Here is a 23760-nt window from a genome sequence, read left to right on the forward strand (position 1 = left end):
CTCCTAACTTTCTTGCATATAAACCCTTACGACCAAAGGGATACTGCCTATGATGAAAGCAGTTATCGCAGCCAGCGCTATGGTGGTAAGTATGTAAACTAGTGCCTTCTTTGCTGTAAATATTCTTACGATCACTATCATGTTCGGTAGGCTGAGTCCAGGCCCAGCCAATAGAAGCGCCAGAGCAGGGCTCTTGCCCATTCCTAAACTTATAAGCGTATCCACAAACGGGGCTTCCGTAAGCGTTGCAAAATAGATTAGAGCCCCGAGCAGTGAAGCCAGAAATGTAGAGAGAAATGTATTTCCACCTAGCCAAGTCTGAATCCACTCCGCAGGTAGTATTTTACCAACAATTCCTATGATAAATACGCCGACCAAGAGCAGTGGGAATATTAGTCTGACAAACCACAATGCCTCTTTAAGCCACACCTTAACAGAAGACACACCAAGCTTGAACCAGGCGTAAATAAACGTTATCACCATAGGTATAAGGAAGATGATAATCTTATGGAGATAGGGTCTCCCTACGCCAAGGTAGTTAGGTAAAAGAAGCGTAGCTATAAGTATAATAAAGAGCACCATATGCTTTGAACTAGTTATCTGAGATCTCACTAAAGACGAGGGATTGCCAAATTTTTCGGTTCGTTTTCTCTCTTCTGACCTGAAGACATACGTCATTATCAAGCCTACAATGAATGCGGTTGATACGGCGGCGACGATTCTCATAACAGCTATATCCAAACCGAGTATTGCCCCCGTATATACTAGGGCTAGCAGGTTGGTCGCTGGCGCTGTCCAGAGTAGAATGAAGGCCGGCCCTAGACTGCTGCCCCTACGATATAAGCCGCTGGCTATTGGGATTACTGTACAAGAGCAGACGGCTAAACCTATACCTGCAAAGGCTGCTAGCGGAAAAGATACTGTTTTCTTAGCGGTTGAACCCATATACCGAAGTATGGTCTCCCTCGAAAGGAAAGCGGTTATCGCTCCAGCTAAGAGGAAGGCGGGAACCAGACAGGTTAATGTGTGGAGGGCTATGTAATCCTCTAACGCATAAAGCCCAGCAAAGATTAGATTAAATAGTAGAATATTCTTACCCCTCCTCTGCCTCTAGTCATCCCTTGGCTGACTCCGTTCAACAAGGGATAATATTTGAGATATTTTAATATATCGCTATATGCGAATATGTGCATATAAGAATAAAACTTGCTAAAGGAGAAGCTTGAGCAATATGACTGAAACGAAAGAGACCTGGTTGCTGGGAAAAATACGCATGAGAATGTAATCTATGCCTGCTTTGGCGGTATGTCAAACACAGGCATAGTAACTGCTCTTGCGAGTATTGAAGCAGTTAAGGAGTTGGGGCTACGAAAAGCCGCCATCGGATGTTTAGGCAGGCTTCCTACGAATGTGCTTTCTGTCCTTGGGAAAACCAGAACGGCCAAGAAAATCGTGACTGTTGATTGTTGCTCCTTCGAGTGCAGTAAGAAAATTGTTGAGAACTCTGGTTTTAAGGTTAGTAAAAATATCGTACTGGTGAGAGACATAGGCATGAAAAAGAAAGCGTTGCACGAAGATGTTGGCAGAAACTTGGGGTTGGCGAGTTACGTCTCAGAGGATGATGTGAGAAGGGCAAAGGAGCTAATCATTAAAGCAGTAATGGAAGACTAGATTATTCGGCTAGGGCTGATGATTAAATGGATGAAATTAGGAAAGTTAAACCGCCGCCGGAATATCCGCCTGAAGAGGGGTGCTTCCTGCGGGGCAATGATTATTCCCCTGTTGCTGTCTGCGTGCTCCTAGACACATTCTACGAAAAGATAACCCCCTGGCTTGAATTGCTGGTTCGCACGGGAATTGAGAGCGGTGCGGCCCTTGCAGGGTATCTTCAGACTGAGAATATTGGGGTGGAGAAGATAATCTGTAATGTTATCGCAAACACAAACATCAGATATCTAGTTGTTTGTGGGGCAGAGTCAGCTGGACATAGCCCTGGACAGACACTCCAAGCACTGGTTGATAACGGCGTTGATAGTAAGAGGTTTATAGTTGGTGCTGTGGCGCCTACGCCTTACCTCTATAATATACCTCTCGAGGCGATAGATAGGTTTCGGAGACAGATAACTCTGGTCAACTTGGCACTTGAAGAGGATGTAATGTTGGCGCGCAAACCTGAAATTATACGGGAAGCAGTACGGTGTTGCTATCAGGAGAAACCTACGCAGTTCATGAAGTGGACACTTTATGACAAGGGAGCATTTCCTGAACCGCCTATGTGCCTCAAGATTACTTGGAGAATTCAGAAACCTTGGACAGTTTGCTCAGAAGAGGAAGAAGCGATAATTAAAAGGATTAAAGCGGCTGCATTGAAAGCTTCAGAACTGAGGGGAAACTAGCCATGAACAGGGAGAAGATTCTTTTGGATTACAGAGTTCGAATTCTTAACGCGTTATCCGACCCCCTCAGATTGGAGATAGTGGAACTTCTAAAGGACGGTGAACGTTGCGTCTGCGACATAATTCCCTTCTTTGGAAGATCCCAGTCCACAATCTCTAAACACCTCGACGTTTTATATCAGGTCGGGATTCTAGATAGACGGGTCGAAGGAAAGCGAACAATATATAACATAAAAGACACTCAAATACTCAACATTCTGAGGGAACTCGACATATTTGTGTTAAACCAAATTTCATCTCTAACGAAGGCTATTAAACTTCCAGAAACACAGCAAAGCGACAAAAGATAGCTAGAGAAATGCCTAAGGTAAGGTAGAGAAAACTATCCCGCCAACTAAAAAACGGATACCGCGCAAAGCGAAATTGCCAGAAACATCCAGCGCTGGAGATATGGTGAAAAATCGCGGCGCTTATTTTTCTATCATGGTAATGGCACAATATAGATTGGAATCCCCCTTGACGGCGTTTCATACAAAAAACCCCAAATTCAAGTTCGTTCATTTTACAAAAATAACATTAAGATAAGGTTTGGGCAGGAAAATAGGCTTGGCGCCGGAGGAGGGATTTGAACCCTCGAGACCCAGAAGGGTCACAGGCTTTGAGGCGTTTGGACTCCAGGCATCCGCCCCCCTACAGGAGGAGACTGCGCCATGCCGCTAGGCGACTCCGGCGTGGTGGCTTTGTGATATAAGTCTAGGCGGGCGTTAAATCTGTTTTGCCTCTACCAAGCCTTCGGGTATGTCCCAGCCCGCATTATGACCCTCTCAGTCTTCACGGCAAGCCCTTTCTCGCCTTCCAGAATTGACTGAGCTGGCATGAGCGCCTTACCTAAAGCAACTAACTCGCCCTTTAACGTCAAGACCGCAACCAAGTCCCCACTCTTGACCTCAGGGCTCAACTTTACTATGCCTGGGAGAGCCAACTCCGCGCCGTGGCAGAGGGCGTCTACAGCTGAATCCTTGACTACAATCTTAGGGAGTAGCTCAACAGCCTTCTCAACCGGCTGAATAAGACTCTTTATAACTTGTTCATCACCCTTGTCCCGCCAAGAGGCAACTGCGTCTGTCAACTCTTGTAGAGTTGTAAGTGTGTCTTGAGTGAAGGGCCCAGCTCTAATCCTCCGAAGCTCGACCATGTGTGCTCCTACACCCAAAGCCTCGCCAATATCATGCACTATCTTCCTCACATAGGTACCTGACTGGCAGCCTACTTTAAAGAGCACATTTCGACCTTCAACCTCAAGGATCTGGTTGTAGTATATGGTTCGTATTCTAACTCTCCTCTTCACCGACGACCTTAAAGGAGGCCGCTGGTACACATCACCCACAAACTCTTTGAAGATCTCCGAGAGCCTCTCAGCCTCTACGTCACCGTGAAGCTTCATAACGCAGACATACTCTTTGCCTCCAACCAAGATTGCCTGAAGAATCTTGGTAGACTCTTCAAGGGCGACTGGGAGAACACCAGTCACAGCGGGATTTCCCTGGAAATTATATCCTCAAGGGTTCCGCCGTGGCCGGCATGGCTGACGTTCAGTATCCTCTTAACCCACGCAGTTACCTCATGGCTGGATGGCCCTGAAGGTTTGTCCACGTTTACAATCCCATATCTTATATGTTCCACGAGAGGACGCTTATCGTAGAAGTGCCCAAACCTTGGATCAGTTGCCGACTCGGCTTTTACAATCATTCTCTCCGCGAGATCGCTGAGCGAACTACTCACCTCCCGGACTCTTCTACTACTTCTCCAGCAGTAGTGTCCTCTTTGCCCTTCGCTCCCTTTGCTGGAGACTCTTTCATTTTAGTAGTTTTCTTCTTTGTTCTACGTGTCTCTGCAGTCTCCTTTGGAGATGCTTCTATTAAGCCGGCCTCTCTTAGAGCTTTTTCAATGACTTCGTCTTGCGCCCCCTTTGGTATCTCTACTTTGAGGTTTGTGGGCTCAAGATGGTCGACGTTAACTCTCCTCCGTCTCACACCAGTCACATGTTTAGGGCCTGAGACTAAGACGAAGTTTTTGTCTATTACATCCACGACTACGCAGCGCGCCCCTGCTTCCCTGCCTGTCTTCTTCACACATATACGCCCAACATCGTAGAGAGTCATTTCGCATCCTTACCTCCTAACTTCACGTTATTAATATATTCTTTGAGAATTGTTTTGAATACTGTGATATTTGACTCCATGGGAAGTAGCTCTGTGTCAAAAATGATATTATATATGGATAGATCTTCGATATTTATGTTGTAGTGTTTTTTGTATCGAATCTTTTCCAGCAGTTCCCTCCTCCTAGTCAACTCCTCAGCCTCTTTAAACGAGATGCCATCCCTTGCAGCTATACGTTCAAACCTCGTCTTATCTGAAGCTGAGAGGAATATTTTGATGTTGGCATATCGCCTAGCGATCCAAGCTGGAAGTTGACCGTCAATCACTACTGAGCCTTCTCTAGCCTCTTTCTCCACCCTCTCATCCACAAGCCTATCTATCGTGCTATCTTTCACCGATAAATCACTCAGTTGCTGAAGAGAGAGACCTCTCTCATCTGCGATCTGCCTAAAAAGCATACCTGCCGAAATGTGTCGCAGCCCAAAGCTCTCAGCGAGGGCTTGGGCATAAGTGCTCTTGCCAGTTCCATGTAGCCCACTGACGGTGACAACCAAACCCTTGCATTCCTTAGACATCTTGAACGCCCCATCCGCAACACTGCCAGCGAGGTTTATCCACCTTAAGTGGAGGTGAAAATAAATCTTTCGAGAAAGCCGTGTAGAATCTGAAGATTCGCCGTTATTGGCCTATGCTTATCTTGAAGAGGCGGTATATCGGTGTGTTCACTGCAAAGGCGCAAAGGATGTACCATTGGTAGAATGTTATCCCAAGTCTATCAGGACCGACCGTAGCCCAGCCGTCAAACCAAGGGATGGGGAATGGGGCGTAGGCCACGATTGCAGGGGCTCCACCTTGGGAGAATAGGGCGCTGAGTGCGTAGAATATGCCAAGGTAGCCGATCATTGGTATGAACATGACTTTATATTGCTGTTTCATGAGTCCACCGGACTCTTTTAGTAGCTCCTTCTGCTGCCTCATGAGACGTGCATATGCCTTCCTATCACCCTTCTTGCGCGCCTCTGAGATCTGCTTTCTAAGCTCACTACTCTTAATTCTGTACTCTTTCATCTTCTCCGGGTTAGTGAATTTACGGTTTAGAGTCCCAGATATTAATGATATACTTATACTTACAAGGAGGATGAGGAATGTGGAGGCAGGTATGACTGTGAGGAAGTCTAAAACCATATCGACATCCACCTATCCTAGTTTTTCACCATCTCTAGTAGTTGCGCCGCAGCCTCCCGTTGACAACCCGTCTTGTTCACGAGTATCCCGAAGGGTATTCCAGCTAAGGTTGCACAAGTAGAGACCATGGCCCTCGAGAGTTGGAGGTGTTCTTTAACTTCCTCTGCGGAGAGACTGTCTCTTCTCCTAGTTTTATCATTACTCCTTCTGAATAAGATTTCCTCCGGCGAGGCTTCCACTAGAGCTATCATGTCTGGTTTAAGGCCTTGGAGCACATGATAAGGTATACCCGGTAGATAGCCCGAATTTGTTTCTATTAGAACGTGGGTGTCAACTATTATTATGCCATCTGAGCCTTCTTGTGCTATGGTTTCAGCGGCTTTCCTTTGGAGTTGGTGCTGAATATCCATCGACGCCTTACGGATCTCATCCCTGTCCTTTATGATGTCCTTAGCTATCTCTAACATGACGGATCCGAAGTTCATAACTCTACATTTGAGACCGTCGTCTTCCGCAAGTCTCCTGAACTCTTCAATCACCGTTGTCTTCCCTACTCCCGGTATTCCTACGATTATTATTCGCCTCTTCACAGCAATCTCGCCTTTAGACCATGCTTCCTAACTATTAAACACAGCACCCCGAGAGCAATTGTTCTCTTCATCTCGGCATTTTTAGAGTTTCCCTTGGTCAATTTATCCTTTTCCTAGAAGGCGGGCTATGCCCGGGTACATCTCCTCGAGACGTTCCCTCATTAGGATTTGGTAATACTGCCACATTATACTGGTCGTTAGTAGCATACCTGTCCCAGTACCGAAGGTATTGGTAAAGTCGGCTACAGCCGCGATAAACCCCACTATACTCCCCCCCAGCACGGTGACCACTGGGATATACCGGTTGAGAAGCTCTTCAATCGACTTCTCCGAGCGTCTGAAACCTGGCACTTGCATACGCGCGTCTATAAGCTGTTTGGCCACTTTCTCAGCGCCTAGGCCACCTATCTGAACCCAAGTTACGGCGAAACCAGCGCAGATAAGTACCATTACAGCCGTGTAGACGACGGCTCTTATAGGGTCGGCTGCAACTGCCTCCAAACTTCGAGGAGAGGTAACGAAGTATGCAAGCCCACTGACAGGGTTACCTTGGGCATCGAACTTCCCTAAGATGTCGACTAGGAAACCTGTCTGGAGGCGTGTGTAAAGTATCTGTGCACCAAAGTAGATGTCTGCAAATAGGGCTGAAGTTAGGATCACAGGTATATTGGAGACGTAGAAGAGCTTCACAGGGTAGATCCCCTTATATCCTCTATACTGCGCATGCGCAATTGGAATCTCCACCCTCAGCCCCTCACAGTAGATGACGACAAGGAACACGATAAAAGTAGCGAGTAAGCCAATGAGGCTTGGATTATTTCCAGGCCTGAACAGAGCGAGAGTTAGGCCTCCGCTTGCCATAAGCCCAGGCAACGCTGGAAAGATGCCGTAGAAGTGGCCATCAGTTCCTAGTATAGGACTAATAGACATCCATGCAACCTGTTGTGCAACGCCAGCTGCTATGAATAGGCTGATGCCGCTGCCTAAGCCCCAACCCTTCTGGATGAGTTCATCCATTAAGATAACCAGTATGCCCACCACTATGAGTTGTGCTAGGATTAGCGAGAAACCTGTGGCGGTTACTTGACCGAAAGCGCCCCCTAGAAGGTATACTACGGATTCGAAGACTGTGAATATTATGGCGAAGAGCTTGTTCATAGCAGTGAAGGCAGCCCGATCTTCTGCCTTGGAGAAGTCTAGAGGAATCATCTTCGAGCCGACGAGGAGTTGTAACACAAGCCCACCAGTCACTATGGGGCCTATCCCCAACTCCATCAGACTCCCTCTCCTGGAGGCGAAGATAACTCTGAGCATCCTGAAAGGATCTGTCCCCTCGCTGATGTTGATGCCGTAGAGAGGGATTTCACACATAACGAGGAAGGTTATGAGGACTAACCCGGTCCACAACAGCTTCTCTCTGAAAGGGACCTTGCGCTCTGGTTTCTTTATCTCTGGTAATATTCGCCCAACCTTGGATAGAACAGCTATACCTCTACTTGGCATAATGAAGGAGACCCTCTACTCTATAGTTACCAGTTTACCACCGGCAGCCTCAATCTTTGAGGCTGCGTGCTCTGAATAAAGCCGAGTCTTGACTATGATGGGTTTGGTGACTTGCCCCTCACCTAAAAGCTTAGCGTAGCCCAGAGAGCCAAGGTCTACGTGATACACGTCACCTTCAAGTTTCGCCTTACCCTCAGCAACCCACCTATCCACGCATCGATCAAGCTCCCCCACATTTATCACCGAGAGTGCCCCCATTCCGGTTGGGGGGAAGAAACCTCTCCTGCCGAAGTGGTCGGGAGCATACTTCACGGTGTAACTCCACTTGTGCTTGTGTAGGCCACTCTTCCCTCTTCCGCCTTTCATCCCATGTTTACGATGCTGGCCGACTTGGCCCCAGCCGTGCGTTCTTGAACCGCGTTGCTTTCTAACCTTTCTAAGCCTGTGAGGCACCTAAAGCATCCTCCTGATAAGGTCGTTTATCTTCTCTCCGCGATAACCCAACTCTCCACACTCACCTACGCCCCGCTTCAGCGACCGTTTGAAGCCTCCGGAGGGAGGGCGCAAACGGAAAACCGGCTTAACATCCCGCAGATCAGTCAATTTAATTTTAAGCTCGTGTAGAGCGTGAGCCAACTCGTCTACCGATTTAAATCCATATCTTTTGAGGTCCTCCACCCTTAACTTTCGGCCGCCTGACAGCTCACACTTTTCAGCCAGCAGCATGGATAAAACATCCTTTGAGATCTCCCCCCAAGTTACATGATCCTTGACAAGCTGTAGCATTCCTAGATAAGGGGCTGTAGAAGGGACTAGAGTAGCATGGTGAGGGCGGTTTAGATGTAGCATGGAGAGAGTATCATCTACATCTTTCCTAACGTTTACAGTACCTCTCAACCTGACTACTGCAAGGCACTTTGCTACTTCCATGACGTCGAGTCACCTGTTCCAGTTGGTCGGAGTTGCTGTGCGGTAAGTGTTTCTCAGGGCGTCATAAACAGCGAAGGCTAGGGAGGAGACTGTATTGGTGGAGCCTGAACTCCTCGACCAACAGTCACTAATGCCCGCCATTCGAAGGATTATAGTCGCAACCTCGCTTGCCACCAGCCCAAGCCCTCGAGGGCCTGGAACCAGCTCAACTTTGACGCTTCCGCATTTACCGACTGTTATGAAGGGGAGGGAGTGAGGTTGGTCGCATCGACACTCCCAGCTCCCGCATCCTCGCCTTATAGGTGTTATGTTCAATTTGGCATACATAACAGCCTTATCTATTGCGTCTCGAACTTGCTTCAACTTACTAGTACCCACACCAACGTAGCCATCTTCGTTACCAACCACCGCGATTACCTTGAACCTCGAATGTTCCCCAGCGTCAGTCTGCTTCTGGACGATACTTATGTTCAATACCTCTTGCTTAAGGTTGGGCAGAAGTTTATCTACTATCTCTGCCTCTTGGATACGGTATCCCTGGGCGAAGATCTCATCTAAAGAAGTGATCTTACCCTCGTTGACAAGCTTGCCAAGTTTAGTCCTTGGACTCCATAACTGCTCTTCTGCAATCCCCAAGCCTATTCACTCTCTATTTTTGCCTTAACTTCGTCGAAGTGTTTCGGAAGATCTCCGGGTGTCAAACCTGCCTTTAGATATCCGGAGAAGAGGCGATTCCGCGTATCACTGTCAGTTATACTCTCCCAATAGTTTGCTATGTGTTCACCGCGAATTCGAGCCTCATCAGGGGTCACCTCCCCATTATGAGGGATGATTACCCCCGCGTCCAGAACACCCCTCAAAGCACCATATACCTTTGACTTTGGCGGAAATTTTCCCACGCCTAAATCTAGTATCGCTTCAGTCAAGCCTATCTTCTTCGCTTTCTTGCCAGCTAATAGGCCCGTCAAATATGCGGTAGGTAGGTTCCCACAGGGAGCTTTCCATCCGTAACATCTCACCAGTTCTCTGGAGGTAACTGACGTGCGAATCAGATCTCCCCCCAGCTTAGCCTCCACGAACTGCACAATTGTATGGGCTAAAGTGTTACGGATAACCAGCCTTAGCTTACGTGATTTTATTAGGCTGATACGCCTCCTATAGTTGGTCTTCCCTTCCCTCCGCCTTCTGAAGGGTGGCCGATAGTTCGAGATGCGCCCTATTTCTGCTTCCTCCTAACTAGCCCTGCGGACTTTATGTGCTGGTTGAGGTTAGCCACACTCTTGAAAGCCCCGCCTTTAGCCATTTTGTATAGCGTGTGGTATGTGGCATCAGTAATAGCCTTGGACTCTCTCAAAACCTTCAACCTGTCTCTCACGGCCCTAATGGTAGCCACCCACTTATCTTTCTTCGGGGAGCGCGCATATTGATTCCCCTCTCTGCTCCCCAGCCCCCTACGTCGCCCTTCTTTCCGCTTATCTTTGAGCACCCTAGCCCTACCTCTACTGACACCTTTAACAGGCAGGGCTTTGATTATACCGCTTCCTATGAGCCTTCGAATATCCTGTCTAGTTATTGCAGAGCCTACATTAGTGAGCTGTTCAGGATCTATCCAAACGCGGTTTAAGCCCACGCCGAGCACATCGGCAGCCAGGCGTCGTTGGCTTCTCAAACTCATCAGTTAAACCTCCCTAACCAATCCATTAGAGCTAAACTACCCCTCCTCCTCGATTTCCTCTGACTTTGCAGCGGTTTCAGCCTCAGCCTTAACTTCACCTTCTTTCTCAGTGGGTTTGACAGCCTTGCCAGGATTCAAAACCGTGAAGCCACGCTTGCGTGCCTCCTCCAGAATCTCCAGACGTTTCCTAGCGCCTACATTGCCAGCTATTCGGATGGCATATTTACTAGGGTCAAGCCTCTCTAAGATCGCACTATTGAATACGAGAACTTCGCAGAGGCCGGATGGATGGAGACCTCTAGCAGCCTTTGGGACTCTATACCCAACCTTCGGTAAAGCTGGCCAACCCTTCCTCTCAAGGCGCATTTTACTGTCTATGCCCTTAGGCCTCCTCCAACGGTTTTTAACCCGTCTGTAACGCCAGCTCTCCTGCCGTATGAAGTCGGGTTTATTCGCCTTAATTTTAGCCCTCAACTTTAGGAGACCCTCAAAGACTGTTTTTTTGGGCCGCGCCTGAATGCCTTCAGCCTTCGCCACCTGCTCCCTCCCCCCTCTCATATATGTAGATCCCGTCGAGAAAGACACGAGGGTCCTTCTTCTTTATTTTTGTAGCCCTTTCAATATTGGCTGCTGTCTGACTTACCTCCTCGAGGTTCACACCCTGAACTATAACATCGTCGCCCTTAACAGTAACCTTGGCGTTACCAATAATCCTAGCGGTTCTAGGACTCTTTTCACCTATGAAGTTCTCTATCAAGACTTTACCTGGATTGACCTTTATGGTGACTGGGAAGTGAGAGAAGACCACTTTAAGTTTATACGTGTAACCTTTGGTAACACCATTAATCATATTCTTTACATGCGCCGCGACAGTCCCCACTAGGGCTCTCTCAGTTTTCCTAGCCCAGTAACTGCGAACATATACGCCTCCATCCGCGGCCACTATCTCGACAGGGGCATGAGAGAAGTCTCTAGTAATCTCGCCGAGGGGGCCTTTAACTCTAAGCGATTTTCCTTCCAGCGCAACATCTACACCCTGTGGGATCGCTGTGAAGCGTTCTTCAACATCGGCTCGAACCATTTACCCTGCCCCTTTAACTTACATAAGCTAAGAGTTTGCCTCCCACATTCATCGCCTTTGCATCTCGATGCGAGATTACCCCCCGAGGTGTGGAGAGTATAAGTATACCAATATCCCTAGATGGCAGATACCTCTTCTCGAAGAACTCGAGTTTGTCAACCTTAACGGAGTAGCGAGGCTTCACCACTCCGCACCTATTAATCCTTCCAAGGAGTTGTACATGGAATTTACCTGATCTCCCGTCGTCTATAAACTCGAACTCGCCAATATAGCCGTTCTTCTGCATAACTCTCAATACGTTCCCGATAAGTTTAGAAGCCCTTGTTATCAGGCATTCACGCTTATTTCTAAACTCGTTATTCATTAGGGTTGTAACGGCATCAGCGAGTGGGTCTGTTTGTGTCATCTTTTTCACCAGTTAGTTATACTTCTTGAAGCCTATTTTCTCAGCAGTCTCCCTGAAGCATTGACGGCAGAGATTTAAACCTAACTTTCTGATTATGGGCCCGTATGCGCCGCATCTCCTGCAAGACCTGCTACCCTTACCAAACTTTCTGACTTTCTTAGGCTTCTGTTTCACTCAAACCCACCTCCAACAACCTCAACCCCGAATATTTCTTTGACGAGGCGGGCTGACTCTGTTGGGCTTACGAAATGCTTAGCTCCGATTCGACTCCTAGCCCTCTTCCTCTCCCTAACCCGATGCCCAGGCCTGCTAACGGTTACGTACACATTCATCCCAACTATGCCCAGCTCAGGGTCATATCGAGTCCCAGGGATCTCGATGTGTTCCCTGATGCCGAAGCCGAAATTTCCCAGCCTGTCGAAGGAGCTGGTTGGAAGCTTATTTCTAACTGCTGCAAAAGCTTTACTCAGAAACTCCATCGCTCTTTGCTTTCTCAACGTTACCATACAGGCTATAGGCTCGCCCTTGCGAATGCCAAAATCTTTAATGGTCTTCTTAGCCGACCTATAGCAAGGTTTTTGGCCAGTCAAGCTCTCCAATATTTTAGAGGCCTTCTCTAAAGGCTCACCAGATTTACCAATGGCAATATTTACGGTGACTTTCTCAATCCTCGGCCGTTGCATCGGATTTCGATACTCAACTGTCGCAGTAGAACTCAGATTGATCAGCCTCCTGGCAGGGATATCTCTGGTTTATCTCGCCCTATAATGAAGACGTAATCTACTGTCGAGCTGTATTCATCACCTTTGGGGCTCCTGATCTTGACGGTAGGTTTAGCCGTGGGTGAGACTTTGGCTATACTAACAATATTGCCACTTATCCCCACGTTTTTACCCCCGGTTATAAGGGCATACGCCCCCTCAGCAAACTTAAAACAGTCTAATATTTGACCCCCAGGTATGCTCAGCTTTAAGGTATCATTGGGCTTATATTGGACATTGGTTGGAGGGGCGCCGTCCGATTTAATAACAAGGTTGCTGCCGTCATGAAGACTCAGCTGAATGACGCCCTGTTTGATGATTGAACAATCACTTAACTTGGCAAGTCTGAAAGTCTTCTCTTCTCCGTCAACCTGGTGAAGTTGGAGAAACCTTTTAGTACTTGGGATTAGCCTATAAGTCCTCTTAACCCCTTCAATCTCTACCACATCCATAAGTCCAACTGGAAACTTTTCATCGAACCTAACCCTGCCGTTAACCTTAACTTTACCATCCGCCAAGATGACTCTTGCTTCTCTCTCCTTACTGGCTAGTCCAAGGATGTCCCTTAGAATGGTTAAAAGAGGAATCGATTTATCGCGAGCGTGAGGCCCGGCTCGTGGTTTAGATATCCAGACGAACTCCTTTCTATGAATTGGCCAGAAGCCTGGGGCTGATTTCCTCTTGCTATGCCGCGCCCCACCTTTATTAGCCATTAATCCTTTCTCCCCTCCTCCTCTTCAGCCGTGTCTGCCTGTTCCTCTCCAATAGCCTCCTCCTCGACTTCTTCGGCGGCTTCAGCTTTTTCTTCCACTGGCTTCTCTTTAGCCAGTCTACTCCTTTCCTCAAGTTTCAGCCTGCGCCATCTATCCTCAGTGTTCAGTTTAGTCACGGAGACTTTAGACGGGTGGATGGGGATTAAGAAACTTGTTCCATCGGCTTTCTCGCCGGTGACACCCTCTATGGTGATCCTAAAATTCTTGAGGTCTACCTTGGCGATCTTACCCTCTAAGCCTGCGTAGTCGCCTCTCGTGATCGTGACTGTGTCCCCCTTTCGAACAGGGATCGACCTCATGTCATACTTGACACGGAGTTCCGGGGATAGAGGCGCTGCTAAAGACTTGTACCTTCTATGTAATGGAGCCGTGAAGTGTGCCTTCCTTTGTTTCGAAGGTTTAGATGAGCTCAACAAATTTACTGGTGCACCTCGTTTCACCTAAATTATTATGCTGGAGAGACTAGCTACCCTAGGCCACCTCTCCGCGGCTTCGCGGGCAACTGGGCCACGGATCTCAGTCCCCTTCAGCTCCCCTTCGGGCGTCATAATGACAGCTGCATTATCCTCAAACTGGAGGACAGTCCCATCAGCCCTCCTGAATGGCATCTTCTGGCGGATGAGCACCGCGGGGAGAATCTGCCTCTTGAGGTCTGGCGACCCTTTCCTCACGGAGGTTAAGAGCATATCACCAATCTTAGCCGAAGGAACCCTTCTTAATCTACCTTTATACCCCACTACCTGAACTATCCTAAGCTTCTTAGCGCCTGTATTGTCTGCGCAGTTTATCACTGCGCCAGTGGGGAGACCTCTCGAGATTCTGGGTCTATACTCGACGAGCCCTTTGGCGCTGACGGCTCTGGTCTTAGGGCCAGGCATCTATTCTTTCCCCTCCCTTTTTACCTTCTCAACGACTACGAAAGAGACAGTCTTGCTTAAAGGTCTACACTCAGCAATCTTCACGGTGTCCCCCTCCTTCGCGGCGATGCATGGTGGATTGTGGGCAGGGATCCTACTCCTACGCCGCTCATACCGCATATACTTGGGTATATAGTGAGTGTAATCTCTTCGGACGATGACAGTATTCTGCATTTTGGCGCTTACTACTTCCCCCTCCAGCATGCGCCTTCTAACGGTTAAGAGACCATGGAAGGGACAGTTGCGATCGCCACAATTCTCTGAGGTTAGAGCGGGTATCCCAAGCCCTATACCTTTGAGTTTCACCATCGTCTACCAGTCCTCCTCTTCACCCTATCCTCCAGCCTCCCAATTATCTTATTCCCATCTACATCGACGAGGTCTCCACTTGGCAACTTAAACCTGAAGATCGACCCTGCCTTAGGGATCTTCTTAAACCGCCCCTCTTGAAGTATCGTAATCATATTTCTGGTTTCATCCACAACCTTACCTGCGAGTGACTCCCTGTCTTTACAGGTATCCTTTACCACCACAGTGTCTAACCCAATCAGTTCACGTCTAAGTATATCTTTCGGGGATGGACGACTCACTCCTTGAGACGCCTCCTCTTCGCGGAATGCCTCACTGATTTCTCCTCGTTCATCACCGTCAATATGCGAGCCAACGTCTTCTTGATAGCTCTTATTCGACCTGGGTTCTCCACTCTACCCCCAGCCTTCACCATTGTCTTCAACTTCATCAACTCAACCCTCAACTCTGAAAGCTTTGCATTCAGCTTTTCTGAACTCATAGCCCGTATCTCTTTCATTCTAAGGATAGCCACTACCCAGACACCTCCCCAACCCCTTCAGCAACCTCATCAGACCCCTCCAAATCTTCTTTAGCGCCAATCTCTGCCCCCCCTCCAGCCTTCTCTGGAGACATTGAACTCCCTCCTTGAGATGAAGAAACTTCAGCGGGTGCTGTCTCCTTGGGGGTTTCAACTACTTCGGGCGCCACCTCCTTTATCTCCACTATGTCAGGAGATTTGTACTCAGGAGGCACAATTACAACCTTTATGCCGAAGAGTCCGCGTGGAAGTTGGATGTATAGGACAGCTCTCTTCAGGTTGTTCAGGACTGGATCTCCAACTTTGGGTATGTATCCAGCCTTGAACTTCTCATGTCTAGCCCTCTCGCTGCTTAGTTTACCCGATATGATTATCTCAGCGCCTAGAGCGCCCGCTTTCATGATGCTGTTGAGAGCCCAGTGGCAGGTTCTCCGAAAGTGAATTCCTCTCTCCAAGGCTGAGGCTATCTTGGCTGCCATTATGTGCGGGTTGAGTTCAGGAACTGGAACTTCCACCACGGCGATCTGAGGGTTGAATAGCTTATACTCATCCTCAAGCCTCTTGGATAGGTTTTTAATTCCCACGCCTCCCCGCCCTATGACCATACTCGGCCTGACAGCATAGATCGTCAGCCTAGTTCCCAGAGGAACCTTAGTGATCTCCACACCTCCATAGCCAGCCTTAGCTAGCTCCTTCTGGAGGAACTCGTCTACTGATGCCCTCCTCCACGACTCTGAAACTATCTGCTTTATCGCCGACATTTACCTTCCTCGTGGCTTGCGAACCCGATTCAATTGATCTATGGATTATATTAATCTTATTGATCTCCTAAAAACCGTTAGGTAACCTTAATGCAAGGATAACTGTTTCATCCCCGAACACTAAACTGTCCAGCTGGAAACTTGGGGAAAAAGCGGACAAAGGAGGTTTCCACTGGACAGGCAGAGCGCCCCGCGCTAAGCCAATTTAGATGCCCGCGTATATTCTACACTTTTGCTACTGCGAGCTCTATGTGAACCAGCTCTCGAGCGTGAACAGACGACCTCCCAAAAGCTCTAGGGACAACCTTCCTTATCTTCATTCCCCTCTGGGCTGCCGCGTGAATTATCTTTAAACTCTCAATTTCGAGATCCTTCTCTCCAGCGTTAGCCTCTAAGCTCTTCAGAAGTTTCAGGAGTTCTCGAGCTGCTTTGACAGGATACCTACCCGCATACCAGCCCTGGAGTCCGCGGCGGTGGGGTACCTCCTTGTTATGGTGTTTAAAAGGTACAGGTCTCCTCTTTTCTATAACATCAGCTAGAAAAGCCTCCGCATCTTTCAACCTCATCTGCCTGATGGTGGCGCAGATCTCTCGAGCTGCCTTAGGGGAGATCTTCAAGTCTCTTCCACTAGCTATGGCAGTTTTGTTAGGGTCGAGTCCTGTAATTGAGTACCCCCAGTTAGGCATCTTTCTACACCTATGCTTGCATAGAAATGCGGTGACCATTTATTAAGGCTTCCCCGCCTGTAGCGAAGAGCGAACACACATTGCTCATAAGCCTCCTCAAGAGATAATCTCACTGTAAAGTGTTGACTTGCTAAGATTAGGTTGATAGTAGATCGAGTGCCCGGTGAAGTGGTGAAAGCATGCGGAGGCATCATCGTAAGACTAGCATATTTCCCAATTTTCCTGCCTACCCACAGCCTATTTCGACGAAGCCACAGGTCAAAAAAAGCCCTTATAGGAAAAGCTTTTGTGCGGCTCTAAAATCCTAAGATGTACAGCGGTAAGAGCTCTGATGTCATGTGGGAGTAACGTTATGTCTGAAGTTTTTTTCCAAGATTACAATAGGGCGAAAGATGTTCTTGAAGGTTTGGAGAAACTCTTCCTAAGCTCCGGTCTTGCAAGCATCATCCCTAAAGGTGGCTCTGTAGCAGTTAAGGTACACATGGGCGAGAAAGGTAACATTACTTATTTGAGACCATCATTCGCACGCAAGATAGTTGAGTTAATCAAAGAAGCAGGAGGCATACCGTTCGTCACAGACACCACCGCACTATACCCTAAAGGGCGCTTTACCGCTCGCGACTATCTAGAAACTGCCGCATTTAACGGCTTCACCGCGGAGACCATGGGAGCTCCAATAATCATAGCAGACGGGGATAAGGGATATGACGGTACACCTGTCAAAATCGAGAAGAGAGTAGATGGTTGCACCTTGAAAGATGTAAAAGTGGCTTCAGCCATACTAAAAGCAGACGCCCTAGTTGTCCTCTCACATTTTAAAGGCCATGTCTTGAGTGGGGTGGGTGGTGCCATTAAGAACTTGGCTATGGGATGCACAACGAAGGAGGGAAAGGCGGCTCAACATGCAATGAACCCACCAACCTTAGATGAAGCTAAGTGCAACGCCTGCGGAGTCTGCGTCGATGTATGCCCTTTCCAAGCCTTGACTTTAAAGGGAGGTATGCCTTCCCGCAACCTTCAGAAGTGTATGTATTGCAGCGAGTGCCTCTTCAAATGTCCTCAAAGTGCTCTTTACTGGCCTAAGGGGGCAAAGGAGAAGTTCCAAGTATATATGGCCCACGCGGCTTACGGGGTCATAACTGCCCTCAACAAGTTGAGGGTCGGATACCTTAACTTTATCCAAGATGTAACACCACAATGTGACTGCTGCACACCAGCTGGCCAACCTCTCACCTGGGATGTAGGAGTGCTGGCTTCTCTAGACCCTGTGGCGATAGACAAAGCCTCACTCGACATTGTAGATCAAGCTCCCCTCTTCCCAAGTCTACCTGCGGTAAGCCCCCCAGACCTACTTGGGAAAATTAACGGAACTAATAGTCTCATTCATATACGGACTGCCGAAAAACTAGGAGCTGGAAGTTTAGAATATAGACTGAAGGCAGTGGGCGACGAGTAGATTTTCACCTTTATTGAATAGCGGTTAGAGTATTAATTTTTAGGTTGCCAAGTCACGAGGCCTGTCATCTTGAGTAACGGAAGATTATGATTACCGTCAAGGGATTCAGCCGAAAGTAGGAGTGTAACTAGAACGTGAAATAGCGTACATGACTGTAACGATTGGTAGATCTAGAAAGAGGAAGGTTCAATATGGCGAACGTTTCCTCTGTGGCAGTGTGATTATACTACCACGCATGGTGGAGATGGCCATACAGGCACAGACAAATCATGACAATTTAATGGTTACATGCTCCCTAGTGGATTAACAGGTATAGACCAGTCATCTCCCACACAGCGCCTAGCGTTAAGAGTATAACCACTATTATGAACAGCCGACCTGCATCTTTCCATGCCTCTTTGAATGCAGCCTTTCTACTTTCGGTGTTATGCCTTCTTGGGAAGAGTATTGATAGGGCTATGTTGGTACCTGCTGCCGTCGAGAACACGTAGGCGCCAAGTTCTAATACTGCCGTGCCTACAGCCACAGCAGCGGTAGCCGGTGAAGAGTTCAACAGGCCGTAGTATAAGAGACCGACTAAGAAACTGCGGTAGAAGGCTACAAGCGAAGGGGCGACCACTCCCAGTACTGGTATCACGCCGATCAAGGTTGTAGTCAGGAAGGCGCCCCCCGCGAGATTCACGGTGAAGGTTAGTAGAATTGCGGAGGCGAGATCCCTATTCTGGAGCGCTTCAACCACCGTGGTAAATGGGGGTTGAGTTAAGACCGTATTTATTAGCTCATCTAAGATCTCATCAGATACGACGCTAATTGATGAAACCTCACCTACACTTGCTATGTAGCTGGTATAATACCCCGAGGCGAACGATGTAAAGTAGATTAGAGCAGTAATGAAGAGGAGCTTCTTCAGCCTCCTCGCAGTGAGCAACGAAGCAGACAACAACCTTGACATCTCCAACTTAGAAATCATAAAAGGTGTAGTTAAATATAACCGAACCGTTTGATGAGACTGCAATACCCCACGACTATACCACCGCCGTTATCCCATAAAATGGTTAAATATCTTACCCGTCTTATTACCCACACGGATTATGGACACACCCCCTAGGCGGTGGGCGTGAGCTGGTTAGGTCGAATATCTTTGGAGTCTTCAGAGCAGAGTGCGAATCTGCTTTGAGAGAGGCTATCAAAGAGTACGCCACCCAGCTGGAACTCCCGAAATCAATGGTTTCTCCACCTCCATCACCACAGTATGGAGACTTGTCGTCACCCATCTGTTTCGAGCTTGCCAAGCTTACGAAAGAACCCCCGAAAAGCCTCGCTGAGACGCTGGCAAAGAAAATCTCCACTGAGCGATTCGAGATGGTGAGCAAAGTTGAAGCCTTGAATGGGTACCTGAACTTCTACGCTGACTATGGAGTACTCAGCCGAGAAATGGTCAGGGCAGTAGAATACTACGGGGCTGACTATGGACTTTTAAAGACCGACGAACCTAAAAGGATCATAATCGAGCACACGAGTGCTAACCCCAGCGGTCCTCTACATATAGGAACCGCTAGGAACGCCATTCTTGGCGATGCGCTGGCGAGAATTCTGAAGGGTAGGGGTCACACAGTCAGGAGACACTTCTATATCGACGACATGGGGAGACAGGTGGCAATAGTTGCCTATGGATACAAGCTTCTGGGCGAACCAGAAATCAAAGGAAAACCTGACATTTGGATAGGTTTCATCTACGCCGCGACAAACTGCGCCGTCACCATCCGCTCCCTCAGAGCAAAATTGAAAGAACTCCAAGACAGGCGTGTAGAGGGTGAAGAACTTGAGAATACTCAACGAAAACTCGACGAGTACGTCGGCATCGCGGCGGAGGTTGAGCGATACGACCAACAAACCTTCCTGAAGATCGTCGAAGGAGTCAATGCGGATGAAAACCCGGAGAGAACCATTGGGAACCTGATCAAACTCTACGAGTTGGGCGACCCAGAGGTTAAGAGACTCTTCCGAGAGATTGTAGAGAGCTGCCTCCTCGGCTTTAAAGAAACACTGGCCATGGCAGGCATAAACTTCGACAGTATGGACTGGGAGAGCGACCTAGTTTGGAGCGGCGAAGTTAAAGAAGTAATTCGCAGACTTGCTGAAACACCGTTTGCCATACGTAAGGAGGGCGCGCTCATTATTGATGTAGATCGAGCTGCTGAGAGGCTTGGCATAAAGGATAGATTTTCTTGGGGTGTCTCAAGTGAGATACCGCCTCTGACGCTGACTCGGAGCGACAGAACTACCTTGTACATAACCCGCGACATAGCCTATCATCTAAGAAAGTTCAAGTGGGCTGACGTAGTGGTGAATGTGATTGGAGCTGACCAGAGGCTAGCTCAAATACAGTTGAAGATAGCCCTCTACCTACTAGGCTTGGAGGCTGTATTGGATAATTTAGTGCACTATGCTTATGAGCTGGTTAAACTCCCCGACTACAAAATGTCACGCCGTAGAGGACGGTTCGTTACATTTGACGAAGTGATGGAGGAAGCCCAGTCTATAGCTCATAACGAGGTTAGCAGTAGGAACCCAACCCTCTCAGACGTAGAGAAAACCCATGTTGCAAAGGTTGTAGGCATAGGCGCCGTCAAATACGCGATGCTCAGCATCTCCGCCCTAAAGACTGTGACCTTCACTTGGGATAAGGTGGTAAACTTTGAAGTCAATAGCGGCCCATTCATCCAGTACGCGTACACTAGAGCTTCTAGCATCCTTCGAAAGGCAGATTTCAAACCTACTCAGCCAGACTTCTCGCTTTTAAGTCACCCCCTAGAAAAAAGATTGATACTTAAACTCGCCTTGTTCCCAGAAGTGTTTATTGAGGCGGCGGATGAATTGAAGCCAGAGGCTTTAGCTGAGTATGCAAATGATTTAGCCGCCGTATTCAACATATTCTATGACACACTACCGGTCATCCAAGCTGGGGTTCAAGGTCTGAGAGACGCCCGCATGAAGCTCGTCGAGGCGACCCGTACAGTGCTTGGTAACGCTCTCAGCATACTGGGGATTGATGCGCCTGAAAAGATGTAGCTGAACGACGGATAGACATTTATGTTTGAAAGAAACTTTTTTAACAGCCTCAGCTATAAAATGCGTCTAATAGCTTCTATGCAGGCATGGTATTTGGAAATAGGGTAGTATGTGTGTCGGCTGATTCAAATGCTGGATCCTCAGCCAAGCTGAGGTTTCTAGGTGGAACTAAGGAAGTTGGAAGATCTGCTGTGGCAGTGAGTAGTGGTAAAACTCAGATCCTTCTAGACTACGGCATAGCAATGAACTACGAGCCAGGCTTCCCCATACATATACCACCAAAAGAGGTCAACGCAATAGTTCTAACCCACGCTCACCTTGACCACAGCGGCGGAATACCGATCTTCCATGTCAGAGGAAAAACACCAGTCTACGCCACAAGCCTAACCTTCGAACTTACCAAAATCCTCCTAAGCGACCTCATCAACCTTTCAGGCTACTACCTTCCCTATGAGTACCTTGAAGTTGACACCATGATGCAGTGCAGGGTAAATGTCTCCTACAGCGACGAATGTCAAATCGGCGATATTAAAGTTGGGTTTTTGGATGCAGGCCACATCCCCGGCAGCGCGCAGTTACTCTTAGATCTTGGAGGAGGCAAACGCTTAGCCTATACTGGCGACATAAATACCGTGGACACGCAACTGCTGTCTAGAGCCTCAACAGATTACGGAGAACTCAGCCACCTAATAATCGAGGCGACCTATGTCAACGAAGACCATCCTGAACGCTCCCAGCTGGAGAAACTTTTTGTAGCCCGCGCTAGAGAGGTTGTGGAGAGAGGTGGAACTGTGCTCGTTCCAGCTTTCTCGGTTGGACGTTCACAGGAGATTCTATGTATACTAGCCGCTCACAAGTTTGAGTACCCGGTGGTGATGGACGGAATGGCACTAAAGGTCAATGAGATTATGCTTCAGTATCCCCAATACTTCAAGAACCATAACCTCCTCCGAAGAGCCCTAGAAGGTGCGAGGTGGGTCTCAGGCTGGCGGGAGCGAAAGGAGGTTGTGAAGTCGCCGGGTGTGATAGTCTCTCCGGCAGGTATGCTGAAAGGAGGGGCTGCAGCCTTCTACATAGAAAAAGTTGCGAACAAGAAACAGAACGCCATATTTCTTGTGAGCTTCCAGATCCCAGGAACTCCCGGCAGGGTTCTACTTGAGGAGAGAAAAGTCTTCATCGGAGGGAAGGCGAAGACAGTGGAGGCTGAGGTTGAGAGGTTCGACTTCACATCTCATTGTGGGAGGAAAGAACTGGAGGCTCTGCTTAAGGAAGCCAAAGGGAATCCAACCGTTTACACTGTGCACGGTAGCCCAGAGAACTGCATGGAACTGGCGGAGTGGGTGGAGAGAGAGGTAGGGTTGAAAGCGTTGGCGCCTTCAGCGAACGACAGCTACAAGTTATAATTGTAGCGACCCTTAAATAGAGTTAATGAACACTCACACATGAGACTCAAGACTGACATATTATCCATTACACTAAAGCCTGTCCAGCACTAGAGTTTTAAACCATCCATCTTCAGCATAATTCACCTCGCACTCATGGCTCTTAGCCATCAAACTCCACCAACTTGTTGGAATGAGAAAGAAACTATCACATAGCCAAGGCTTGTGCAAACTAGATCTCAGCTTCTTTAACCCCTTCTTTACTCAAACTTTTTATAAAACCCAGTAGACCTACAAATGCGAGTGTTAAGCCCAGGCTGGAAATCTCTCATGGTAGAGAAACATCGCCATTGTGTGGTATGCGGAATCTCGGTGCCGGCGGATAAGGACCCTCCAATCTGCAGTCAGAGATGCGAGCTTGAAATAGATAAGAGGAAGAAGAGGCAGAGATATACTATGCTTATGACGCTAATACCTATGGTTGTCGTGGCTGTCTTGATAGTCCTTCTTCCCTACCTCTTCCCTCCAACAGTAGGCCCTACGCCTTAGCCTCTAGATAGCCTACCAAAAATGGTCTAAAATGGCATCCAATAATCAAGGCTTCAGACTCTTAGAGCATTTGACGATTCACCTACTTCAGATAGGAGAGGTCGAGGAGGAAGTTATTAACAGGGTCTTAGCCAACCTTGAGAGCGTATTTGGAGTATGCAGAGTCGTAAGGAGCCGAGGTGAAACTCAGCTTCTCCAAGCTGCCTATAATGAGGTAAGACGACAGTATAATGCGGAGGTCATCTTAGAGCGACTGTCTAAAACGGTAAAACCTCTGGGAGGGGCGGACAGGGTCCTTGCCCTACTGTGCGTAGACATCTATGCGGGAAGACTGAATTTCATCTTTGGGCAGGCTCAATGCCCCGGACGGTTTGCGGTTGTCTCTACTTACCGGCTCCGGCCTGAGTTCTACCATGTGGAGGATTGCTTCCTATTCGTTGCTAGAGTCGTGAAGGAGGTAACTCATGAGTTGGGTCACACTTTCGGGATTAAACACTGCACCAACCCTCGATGTGTGATGTGCTTCTCAAACAGCGTTGAGATGGTAGACGGTAAAAACTCCACATTCTGCCCTTCTTGTCAGAGTATGTTATGGGAAAACGTGAGGAGGACAAGTTTTCGGGCTTAGTGCCCTCAGAACTTGCCT

33 protein-coding genes, 1 tRNA gene and 2 pseudogenes are annotated in these 23760 nt (G+C 48.2%); 9 read left to right on the forward strand and 27 right to left on the reverse strand.

Annotated elements, in window-relative coordinates; translation table 11 throughout:
* Positions 1-3 precede the first annotated feature (3 nt).
* Positions 4-1089 carry a permease gene (locus QXJ75_01495; GenBank protein MEM3736756.1) on the reverse strand — a complete coding sequence of 362 codons (1086 nt, stop codon included), beginning with the start codon at positions 1087-1089 and terminating at the stop codon, positions 4-6.
* 195 nt (positions 1090-1284) lie between these two features.
* On the opposite strand from QXJ75_01495, the gene QXJ75_01500 reads away from it, so the two are divergent.
* Genes QXJ75_01500 through QXJ75_01510 form a run of 3 tightly spaced genes read left to right on the forward strand, consistent with a single transcriptional unit; the run spans position 1285 to position 2746 of the window.
* On the forward strand, positions 1285-1671 hold the full coding sequence (locus tag QXJ75_01500; GenBank protein ID MEM3736757.1) for a putative zinc-binding protein: 387 nt from the start codon (positions 1285-1287) through the stop codon (positions 1669-1671).
* Positions 1672-1697: 26 nt separating this feature from the next.
* Positions 1698-2396 carry a tetrahydromethanopterin S-methyltransferase subunit A gene (locus QXJ75_01505; protein MEM3736758.1) on the forward strand — a complete coding sequence of 233 codons (699 nt, stop codon included), beginning with the start codon at positions 1698-1700 and terminating at the stop codon, positions 2394-2396.
* Between the two features lie 2 nt (positions 2397-2398).
* On the forward strand, positions 2399-2746 hold the full coding sequence (locus QXJ75_01510) for a metalloregulator ArsR/SmtB family transcription factor (protein MEM3736759.1): 348 nt from the start codon (positions 2399-2401) through the stop codon (positions 2744-2746).
* A gap of 257 nt (positions 2747-3003) precedes the next feature.
* Here QXJ75_01510 and QXJ75_01515 read toward each other — a convergent pair.
* The 25 genes and pseudogenes from QXJ75_01515 to QXJ75_01635 all read right to left on the reverse strand — a co-directional run bounded on the left by QXJ75_01515 (position 3004) and on the right by QXJ75_01635 (position 16655).
* Positions 3004-3127, reverse strand: a tRNA-Ser gene (locus QXJ75_01515).
* A gap of 50 nt (positions 3128-3177) precedes the next feature.
* Positions 3178-4145 (reverse strand): annotated as a pseudogene (locus tag QXJ75_01520) (RNA-guided pseudouridylation complex pseudouridine synthase subunit Cbf5).
* A gap of 164 nt (positions 4146-4309) precedes the next feature.
* Positions 4310-4558 (reverse strand): annotated as a pseudogene (locus QXJ75_01525) (50S ribosomal protein L14e).
* Positions 4555-5133, reverse strand: a complete 579-nt coding sequence (locus QXJ75_01530) for a nucleoside monophosphate kinase (protein MEM3736760.1) — start codon at positions 5131-5133, stop codon at positions 4555-4557. The pseudogene QXJ75_01525 and the gene QXJ75_01530 overlap by 4 nt, the downstream one beginning before the upstream one ends.
* Before the next feature lie 103 nt (positions 5134-5236).
* Positions 5237-5743, reverse strand: a complete 507-nt coding sequence (locus QXJ75_01535) for an EMC3/TMCO1 family protein (GenBank protein MEM3736761.1) — start codon at positions 5741-5743, stop codon at positions 5237-5239.
* 17 nt (positions 5744-5760) lie between these two features.
* Positions 5761-6333, reverse strand: coding sequence for an adenylate kinase (locus QXJ75_01540; GenBank protein MEM3736762.1), 573 nt, complete (start codon positions 6331-6333; stop codon positions 5761-5763).
* Between the two features lie 102 nt (positions 6334-6435).
* Positions 6436-7836, reverse strand: coding sequence for a preprotein translocase subunit SecY (gene secY / locus QXJ75_01545; GenBank protein MEM3736763.1), 1401 nt, complete (start codon positions 7834-7836; stop codon positions 6436-6438).
* A 15-nt stretch (positions 7837-7851) separates the two neighbouring features.
* Complete coding sequence (locus QXJ75_01550) at positions 7852-8202, reverse strand: uL15 family ribosomal protein (protein MEM3736764.1); 351 nt, start codon at positions 8200-8202, stop codon at positions 7852-7854.
* 87 nt (positions 8203-8289) lie between these two features.
* Entirely contained in the window at positions 8290-8766 is a 477-nt protein-coding gene (locus tag QXJ75_01555) for a 50S ribosomal protein L30 (protein ID MEM3736765.1), read from the reverse strand.
* 9 nt (positions 8767-8775) lie between these two features.
* Positions 8776-9402: a 30S ribosomal protein S5 gene (locus QXJ75_01560; GenBank protein MEM3736766.1), complete on the reverse strand. Its 627-nt coding sequence runs from the start codon at positions 9400-9402 to the stop codon at positions 8776-8778.
* A gap of 2 nt (positions 9403-9404) precedes the next feature.
* The gene (locus QXJ75_01565) at positions 9405-9986 is read right to left on the reverse strand and encodes a 50S ribosomal protein L18 (protein ID MEM3736767.1); all 582 of its coding nucleotides are present in this window, start codon (positions 9984-9986) and stop codon (positions 9405-9407) included.
* Positions 9983-10441 carry a 50S ribosomal protein L19e gene (locus tag QXJ75_01570; protein ID MEM3736768.1) on the reverse strand — a complete coding sequence of 153 codons (459 nt, stop codon included), beginning with the start codon at positions 10439-10441 and terminating at the stop codon, positions 9983-9985. The genes QXJ75_01565 and QXJ75_01570 overlap by 4 nt, the downstream gene beginning before the upstream one ends.
* 36 nt (positions 10442-10477) lie before the next feature.
* Positions 10478-10999, reverse strand: coding sequence for a 50S ribosomal protein L32e (locus QXJ75_01575; GenBank protein MEM3736769.1), 522 nt, complete (start codon positions 10997-10999; stop codon positions 10478-10480).
* Positions 10965-11522: a 50S ribosomal protein L6 gene (locus tag QXJ75_01580; GenBank protein MEM3736770.1), complete on the reverse strand. Its 558-nt coding sequence runs from the start codon at positions 11520-11522 to the stop codon at positions 10965-10967. The genes QXJ75_01575 and QXJ75_01580 overlap by 35 nt, the downstream gene beginning before the upstream one ends.
* 13 nt (positions 11523-11535) lie before the next feature.
* Positions 11536-11928: a 30S ribosomal protein S8 gene (locus tag QXJ75_01585; protein MEM3736771.1), complete on the reverse strand. Its 393-nt coding sequence runs from the start codon at positions 11926-11928 to the stop codon at positions 11536-11538.
* Between the two features lie 12 nt (positions 11929-11940).
* Positions 11941-12102, reverse strand: a complete 162-nt coding sequence (locus QXJ75_01590) for a 30S ribosomal protein S14 (GenBank protein MEM3736772.1) — start codon at positions 12100-12102, stop codon at positions 11941-11943.
* Positions 12099-12671: a 50S ribosomal protein L5 gene (locus tag QXJ75_01595; protein MEM3736773.1), complete on the reverse strand. Its 573-nt coding sequence runs from the start codon at positions 12669-12671 to the stop codon at positions 12099-12101. Before QXJ75_01595 ends, QXJ75_01590 begins: the two co-directional genes overlap by 4 nt.
* Entirely contained in the window at positions 12653-13402 is a 750-nt protein-coding gene (locus QXJ75_01600) for a 30S ribosomal protein S4e (GenBank protein MEM3736774.1), read from the reverse strand. Before QXJ75_01600 ends, QXJ75_01595 begins: the two co-directional genes overlap by 19 nt.
* Positions 13402-13878, reverse strand: coding sequence for a 50S ribosomal protein L24 (gene rplX / locus QXJ75_01605; protein MEM3736775.1), 477 nt, complete (start codon positions 13876-13878; stop codon positions 13402-13404). The genes QXJ75_01600 and rplX overlap by 1 nt, the downstream gene beginning before the upstream one ends.
* 24 nt (positions 13879-13902) lie before the next feature.
* Positions 13903-14340, reverse strand: a complete 438-nt coding sequence (locus tag QXJ75_01610; protein ID MEM3736776.1) for a 50S ribosomal protein L14 — start codon at positions 14338-14340, stop codon at positions 13903-13905.
* Positions 14341-14688, reverse strand: coding sequence for a 30S ribosomal protein S17 (locus QXJ75_01615; protein ID MEM3736777.1), 348 nt, complete (start codon positions 14686-14688; stop codon positions 14341-14343). It abuts the gene before it with no gap.
* Positions 14682-14969, reverse strand: coding sequence for a ribonuclease P protein subunit (locus QXJ75_01620; protein ID MEM3736778.1), 288 nt, complete (start codon positions 14967-14969; stop codon positions 14682-14684). Before QXJ75_01620 ends, QXJ75_01615 begins: the two co-directional genes overlap by 7 nt.
* Positions 14966-15202: a 50S ribosomal protein L29 gene (rpmC, locus tag QXJ75_01625; GenBank protein ID MEM3736779.1), complete on the reverse strand. Its 237-nt coding sequence runs from the start codon at positions 15200-15202 to the stop codon at positions 14966-14968. Before rpmC ends, QXJ75_01620 begins: the two co-directional genes overlap by 4 nt.
* Positions 15202-15969 carry a 30S ribosomal protein S3 gene (locus QXJ75_01630; protein MEM3736780.1) on the reverse strand — a complete coding sequence of 256 codons (768 nt, stop codon included), beginning with the start codon at positions 15967-15969 and terminating at the stop codon, positions 15202-15204. The genes rpmC and QXJ75_01630 overlap by 1 nt, the downstream gene beginning before the upstream one ends.
* Before the next feature lie 224 nt (positions 15970-16193).
* Positions 16194-16655: a 50S ribosomal protein L22 gene (locus QXJ75_01635; protein MEM3736781.1), complete on the reverse strand. Its 462-nt coding sequence runs from the start codon at positions 16653-16655 to the stop codon at positions 16194-16196.
* A gap of 352 nt (positions 16656-17007) precedes the next feature.
* Here QXJ75_01635 and QXJ75_01640 point away from each other — a divergent pair, with 352 nt between their 5' ends.
* Together QXJ75_01640 and QXJ75_01645 are read left to right on the forward strand one after the other, a co-directional pair.
* Entirely contained in the window at positions 17008-18111 is a 1104-nt protein-coding gene (locus QXJ75_01640) for a DUF362 domain-containing protein (GenBank protein MEM3736782.1), read from the forward strand.
* A gap of 148 nt (positions 18112-18259) precedes the next feature.
* Positions 18260-18418 (forward strand): hypothetical protein, encoded by a 159-nt coding sequence (locus QXJ75_01645; protein MEM3736783.1) that lies wholly within the window; start codon positions 18260-18262, stop codon positions 18416-18418.
* Here QXJ75_01645 and QXJ75_01650 read toward each other — a convergent pair.
* Complete coding sequence (locus QXJ75_01650; protein ID MEM3736784.1) at positions 18407-19051, reverse strand: stage II sporulation protein M; 645 nt, start codon at positions 19049-19051, stop codon at positions 18407-18409. The genes QXJ75_01645 and QXJ75_01650 overlap by 12 nt on opposite strands.
* Before the next feature lie 233 nt (positions 19052-19284).
* On the opposite strand from QXJ75_01650, the gene QXJ75_01655 reads away from it, so the two are divergent.
* The 4 genes from QXJ75_01655 to QXJ75_01670 all read left to right on the forward strand — a co-directional run bounded on the left by QXJ75_01655 (position 19285) and on the right by QXJ75_01670 (position 23742).
* Positions 19285-21183, forward strand: a complete 1899-nt coding sequence (locus tag QXJ75_01655) for an arginine--tRNA ligase (protein MEM3736785.1) — start codon at positions 19285-19287, stop codon at positions 21181-21183.
* A gap of 113 nt (positions 21184-21296) precedes the next feature.
* On the forward strand, positions 21297-22586 hold the full coding sequence (locus QXJ75_01660) for an MBL fold metallo-hydrolase (GenBank protein ID MEM3736786.1): 1290 nt from the start codon (positions 21297-21299) through the stop codon (positions 22584-22586).
* Between the two features lie 309 nt (positions 22587-22895).
* Positions 22896-23114, forward strand: a complete 219-nt coding sequence (locus QXJ75_01665; protein MEM3736787.1) for a DUF2116 family Zn-ribbon domain-containing protein — start codon at positions 22896-22898, stop codon at positions 23112-23114.
* Positions 23115-23145: 31 nt separating this feature from the next.
* Positions 23146-23742, forward strand: coding sequence for an archaemetzincin family Zn-dependent metalloprotease (locus QXJ75_01670; GenBank protein MEM3736788.1), 597 nt, complete (start codon positions 23146-23148; stop codon positions 23740-23742).
* The last annotated feature ends 18 nt before the right edge of the window (positions 23743-23760 follow it).

Source organism: Candidatus Bathyarchaeia archaeon, assembly GCA_038883335.1.
Lineage (GTDB): Archaea > Thermoproteota > Bathyarchaeia > Hecatellales > Hecatellaceae > JAVZMI01.

Coding starts and splice junctions, on each gene's coding strand:
- QXJ75_01505 (MEM3736758.1), top strand. CDS start 1,698: ATGGATGAAATTAGGAAAGTTAAACCGCCGCCGGAATATCCGCCTGAA.
- QXJ75_01510 (MEM3736759.1), top strand. CDS start 2,399: ATGAACAGGGAGAAGATTCTTTTGGATTACAGAGTTCGAATTCTTAAC.
- QXJ75_01530 (MEM3736760.1), bottom strand. CDS start 5,133: ATGTCTAAGGAATGCAAGGGTTTGGTTGTCACCGTCAGTGGGCTACAT.
- QXJ75_01535 (MEM3736761.1), bottom strand. CDS start 5,743: ATGGTTTTAGACTTCCTCACAGTCATACCTGCCTCCACATTCCTCATC.
- secY (MEM3736763.1), bottom strand. CDS start 7,836: ATGCCAAGTAGAGGTATAGCTGTTCTATCCAAGGTTGGGCGAATATTA.
- QXJ75_01550 (MEM3736764.1), bottom strand. CDS start 8,202: ATGAAAGGCGGAAGAGGGAAGAGTGGCCTACACAAGCACAAGTGGAGT.
- QXJ75_01555 (MEM3736765.1), bottom strand. CDS start 8,766: ATGGAAGTAGCAAAGTGCCTTGCAGTAGTCAGGTTGAGAGGTACTGTA.
- QXJ75_01570 (MEM3736768.1), bottom strand. CDS start 10,441: ATGAGTTTGAGAAGCCAACGACGCCTGGCTGCCGATGTGCTCGGCGTG.
- QXJ75_01575 (MEM3736769.1), bottom strand. CDS start 10,999: ATGAGAGGGGGGAGGGAGCAGGTGGCGAAGGCTGAAGGCATTCAGGCG.
- QXJ75_01580 (MEM3736770.1), bottom strand. CDS start 11,522: ATGGTTCGAGCCGATGTTGAAGAACGCTTCACAGCGATCCCACAGGGT.
- QXJ75_01585 (MEM3736771.1), bottom strand. CDS start 11,928: ATGACACAAACAGACCCACTCGCTGATGCCGTTACAACCCTAATGAAT.
- QXJ75_01600 (MEM3736774.1), bottom strand. CDS start 13,402: ATGGCTAATAAAGGTGGGGCGCGGCATAGCAAGAGGAAATCAGCCCCA.
- QXJ75_01610 (MEM3736776.1), bottom strand. CDS start 14,340: ATGCCTGGCCCTAAGACCAGAGCCGTCAGCGCCAAAGGGCTCGTCGAG.
- QXJ75_01615 (MEM3736777.1), bottom strand. CDS start 14,688: ATGGTGAAACTCAAAGGTATAGGGCTTGGGATACCCGCTCTAACCTCA.
- QXJ75_01630 (MEM3736780.1), bottom strand. CDS start 15,969: ATGTCGGCGATAAAGCAGATAGTTTCAGAGTCGTGGAGGAGGGCATCA.
- QXJ75_01635 (MEM3736781.1), bottom strand. CDS start 16,655: ATGCCTAACTGGGGGTACTCAATTACAGGACTCGACCCTAACAAAACT.
- QXJ75_01640 (MEM3736782.1), top strand. CDS start 17,008: ATGTCTGAAGTTTTTTTCCAAGATTACAATAGGGCGAAAGATGTTCTT.
- QXJ75_01645 (MEM3736783.1), top strand. CDS start 18,260: ATGACTGTAACGATTGGTAGATCTAGAAAGAGGAAGGTTCAATATGGC.
- QXJ75_01665 (MEM3736787.1), top strand. CDS start 22,896: ATGGTAGAGAAACATCGCCATTGTGTGGTATGCGGAATCTCGGTGCCG.
- QXJ75_01670 (MEM3736788.1), top strand. CDS start 23,146: ATGGCATCCAATAATCAAGGCTTCAGACTCTTAGAGCATTTGACGATT.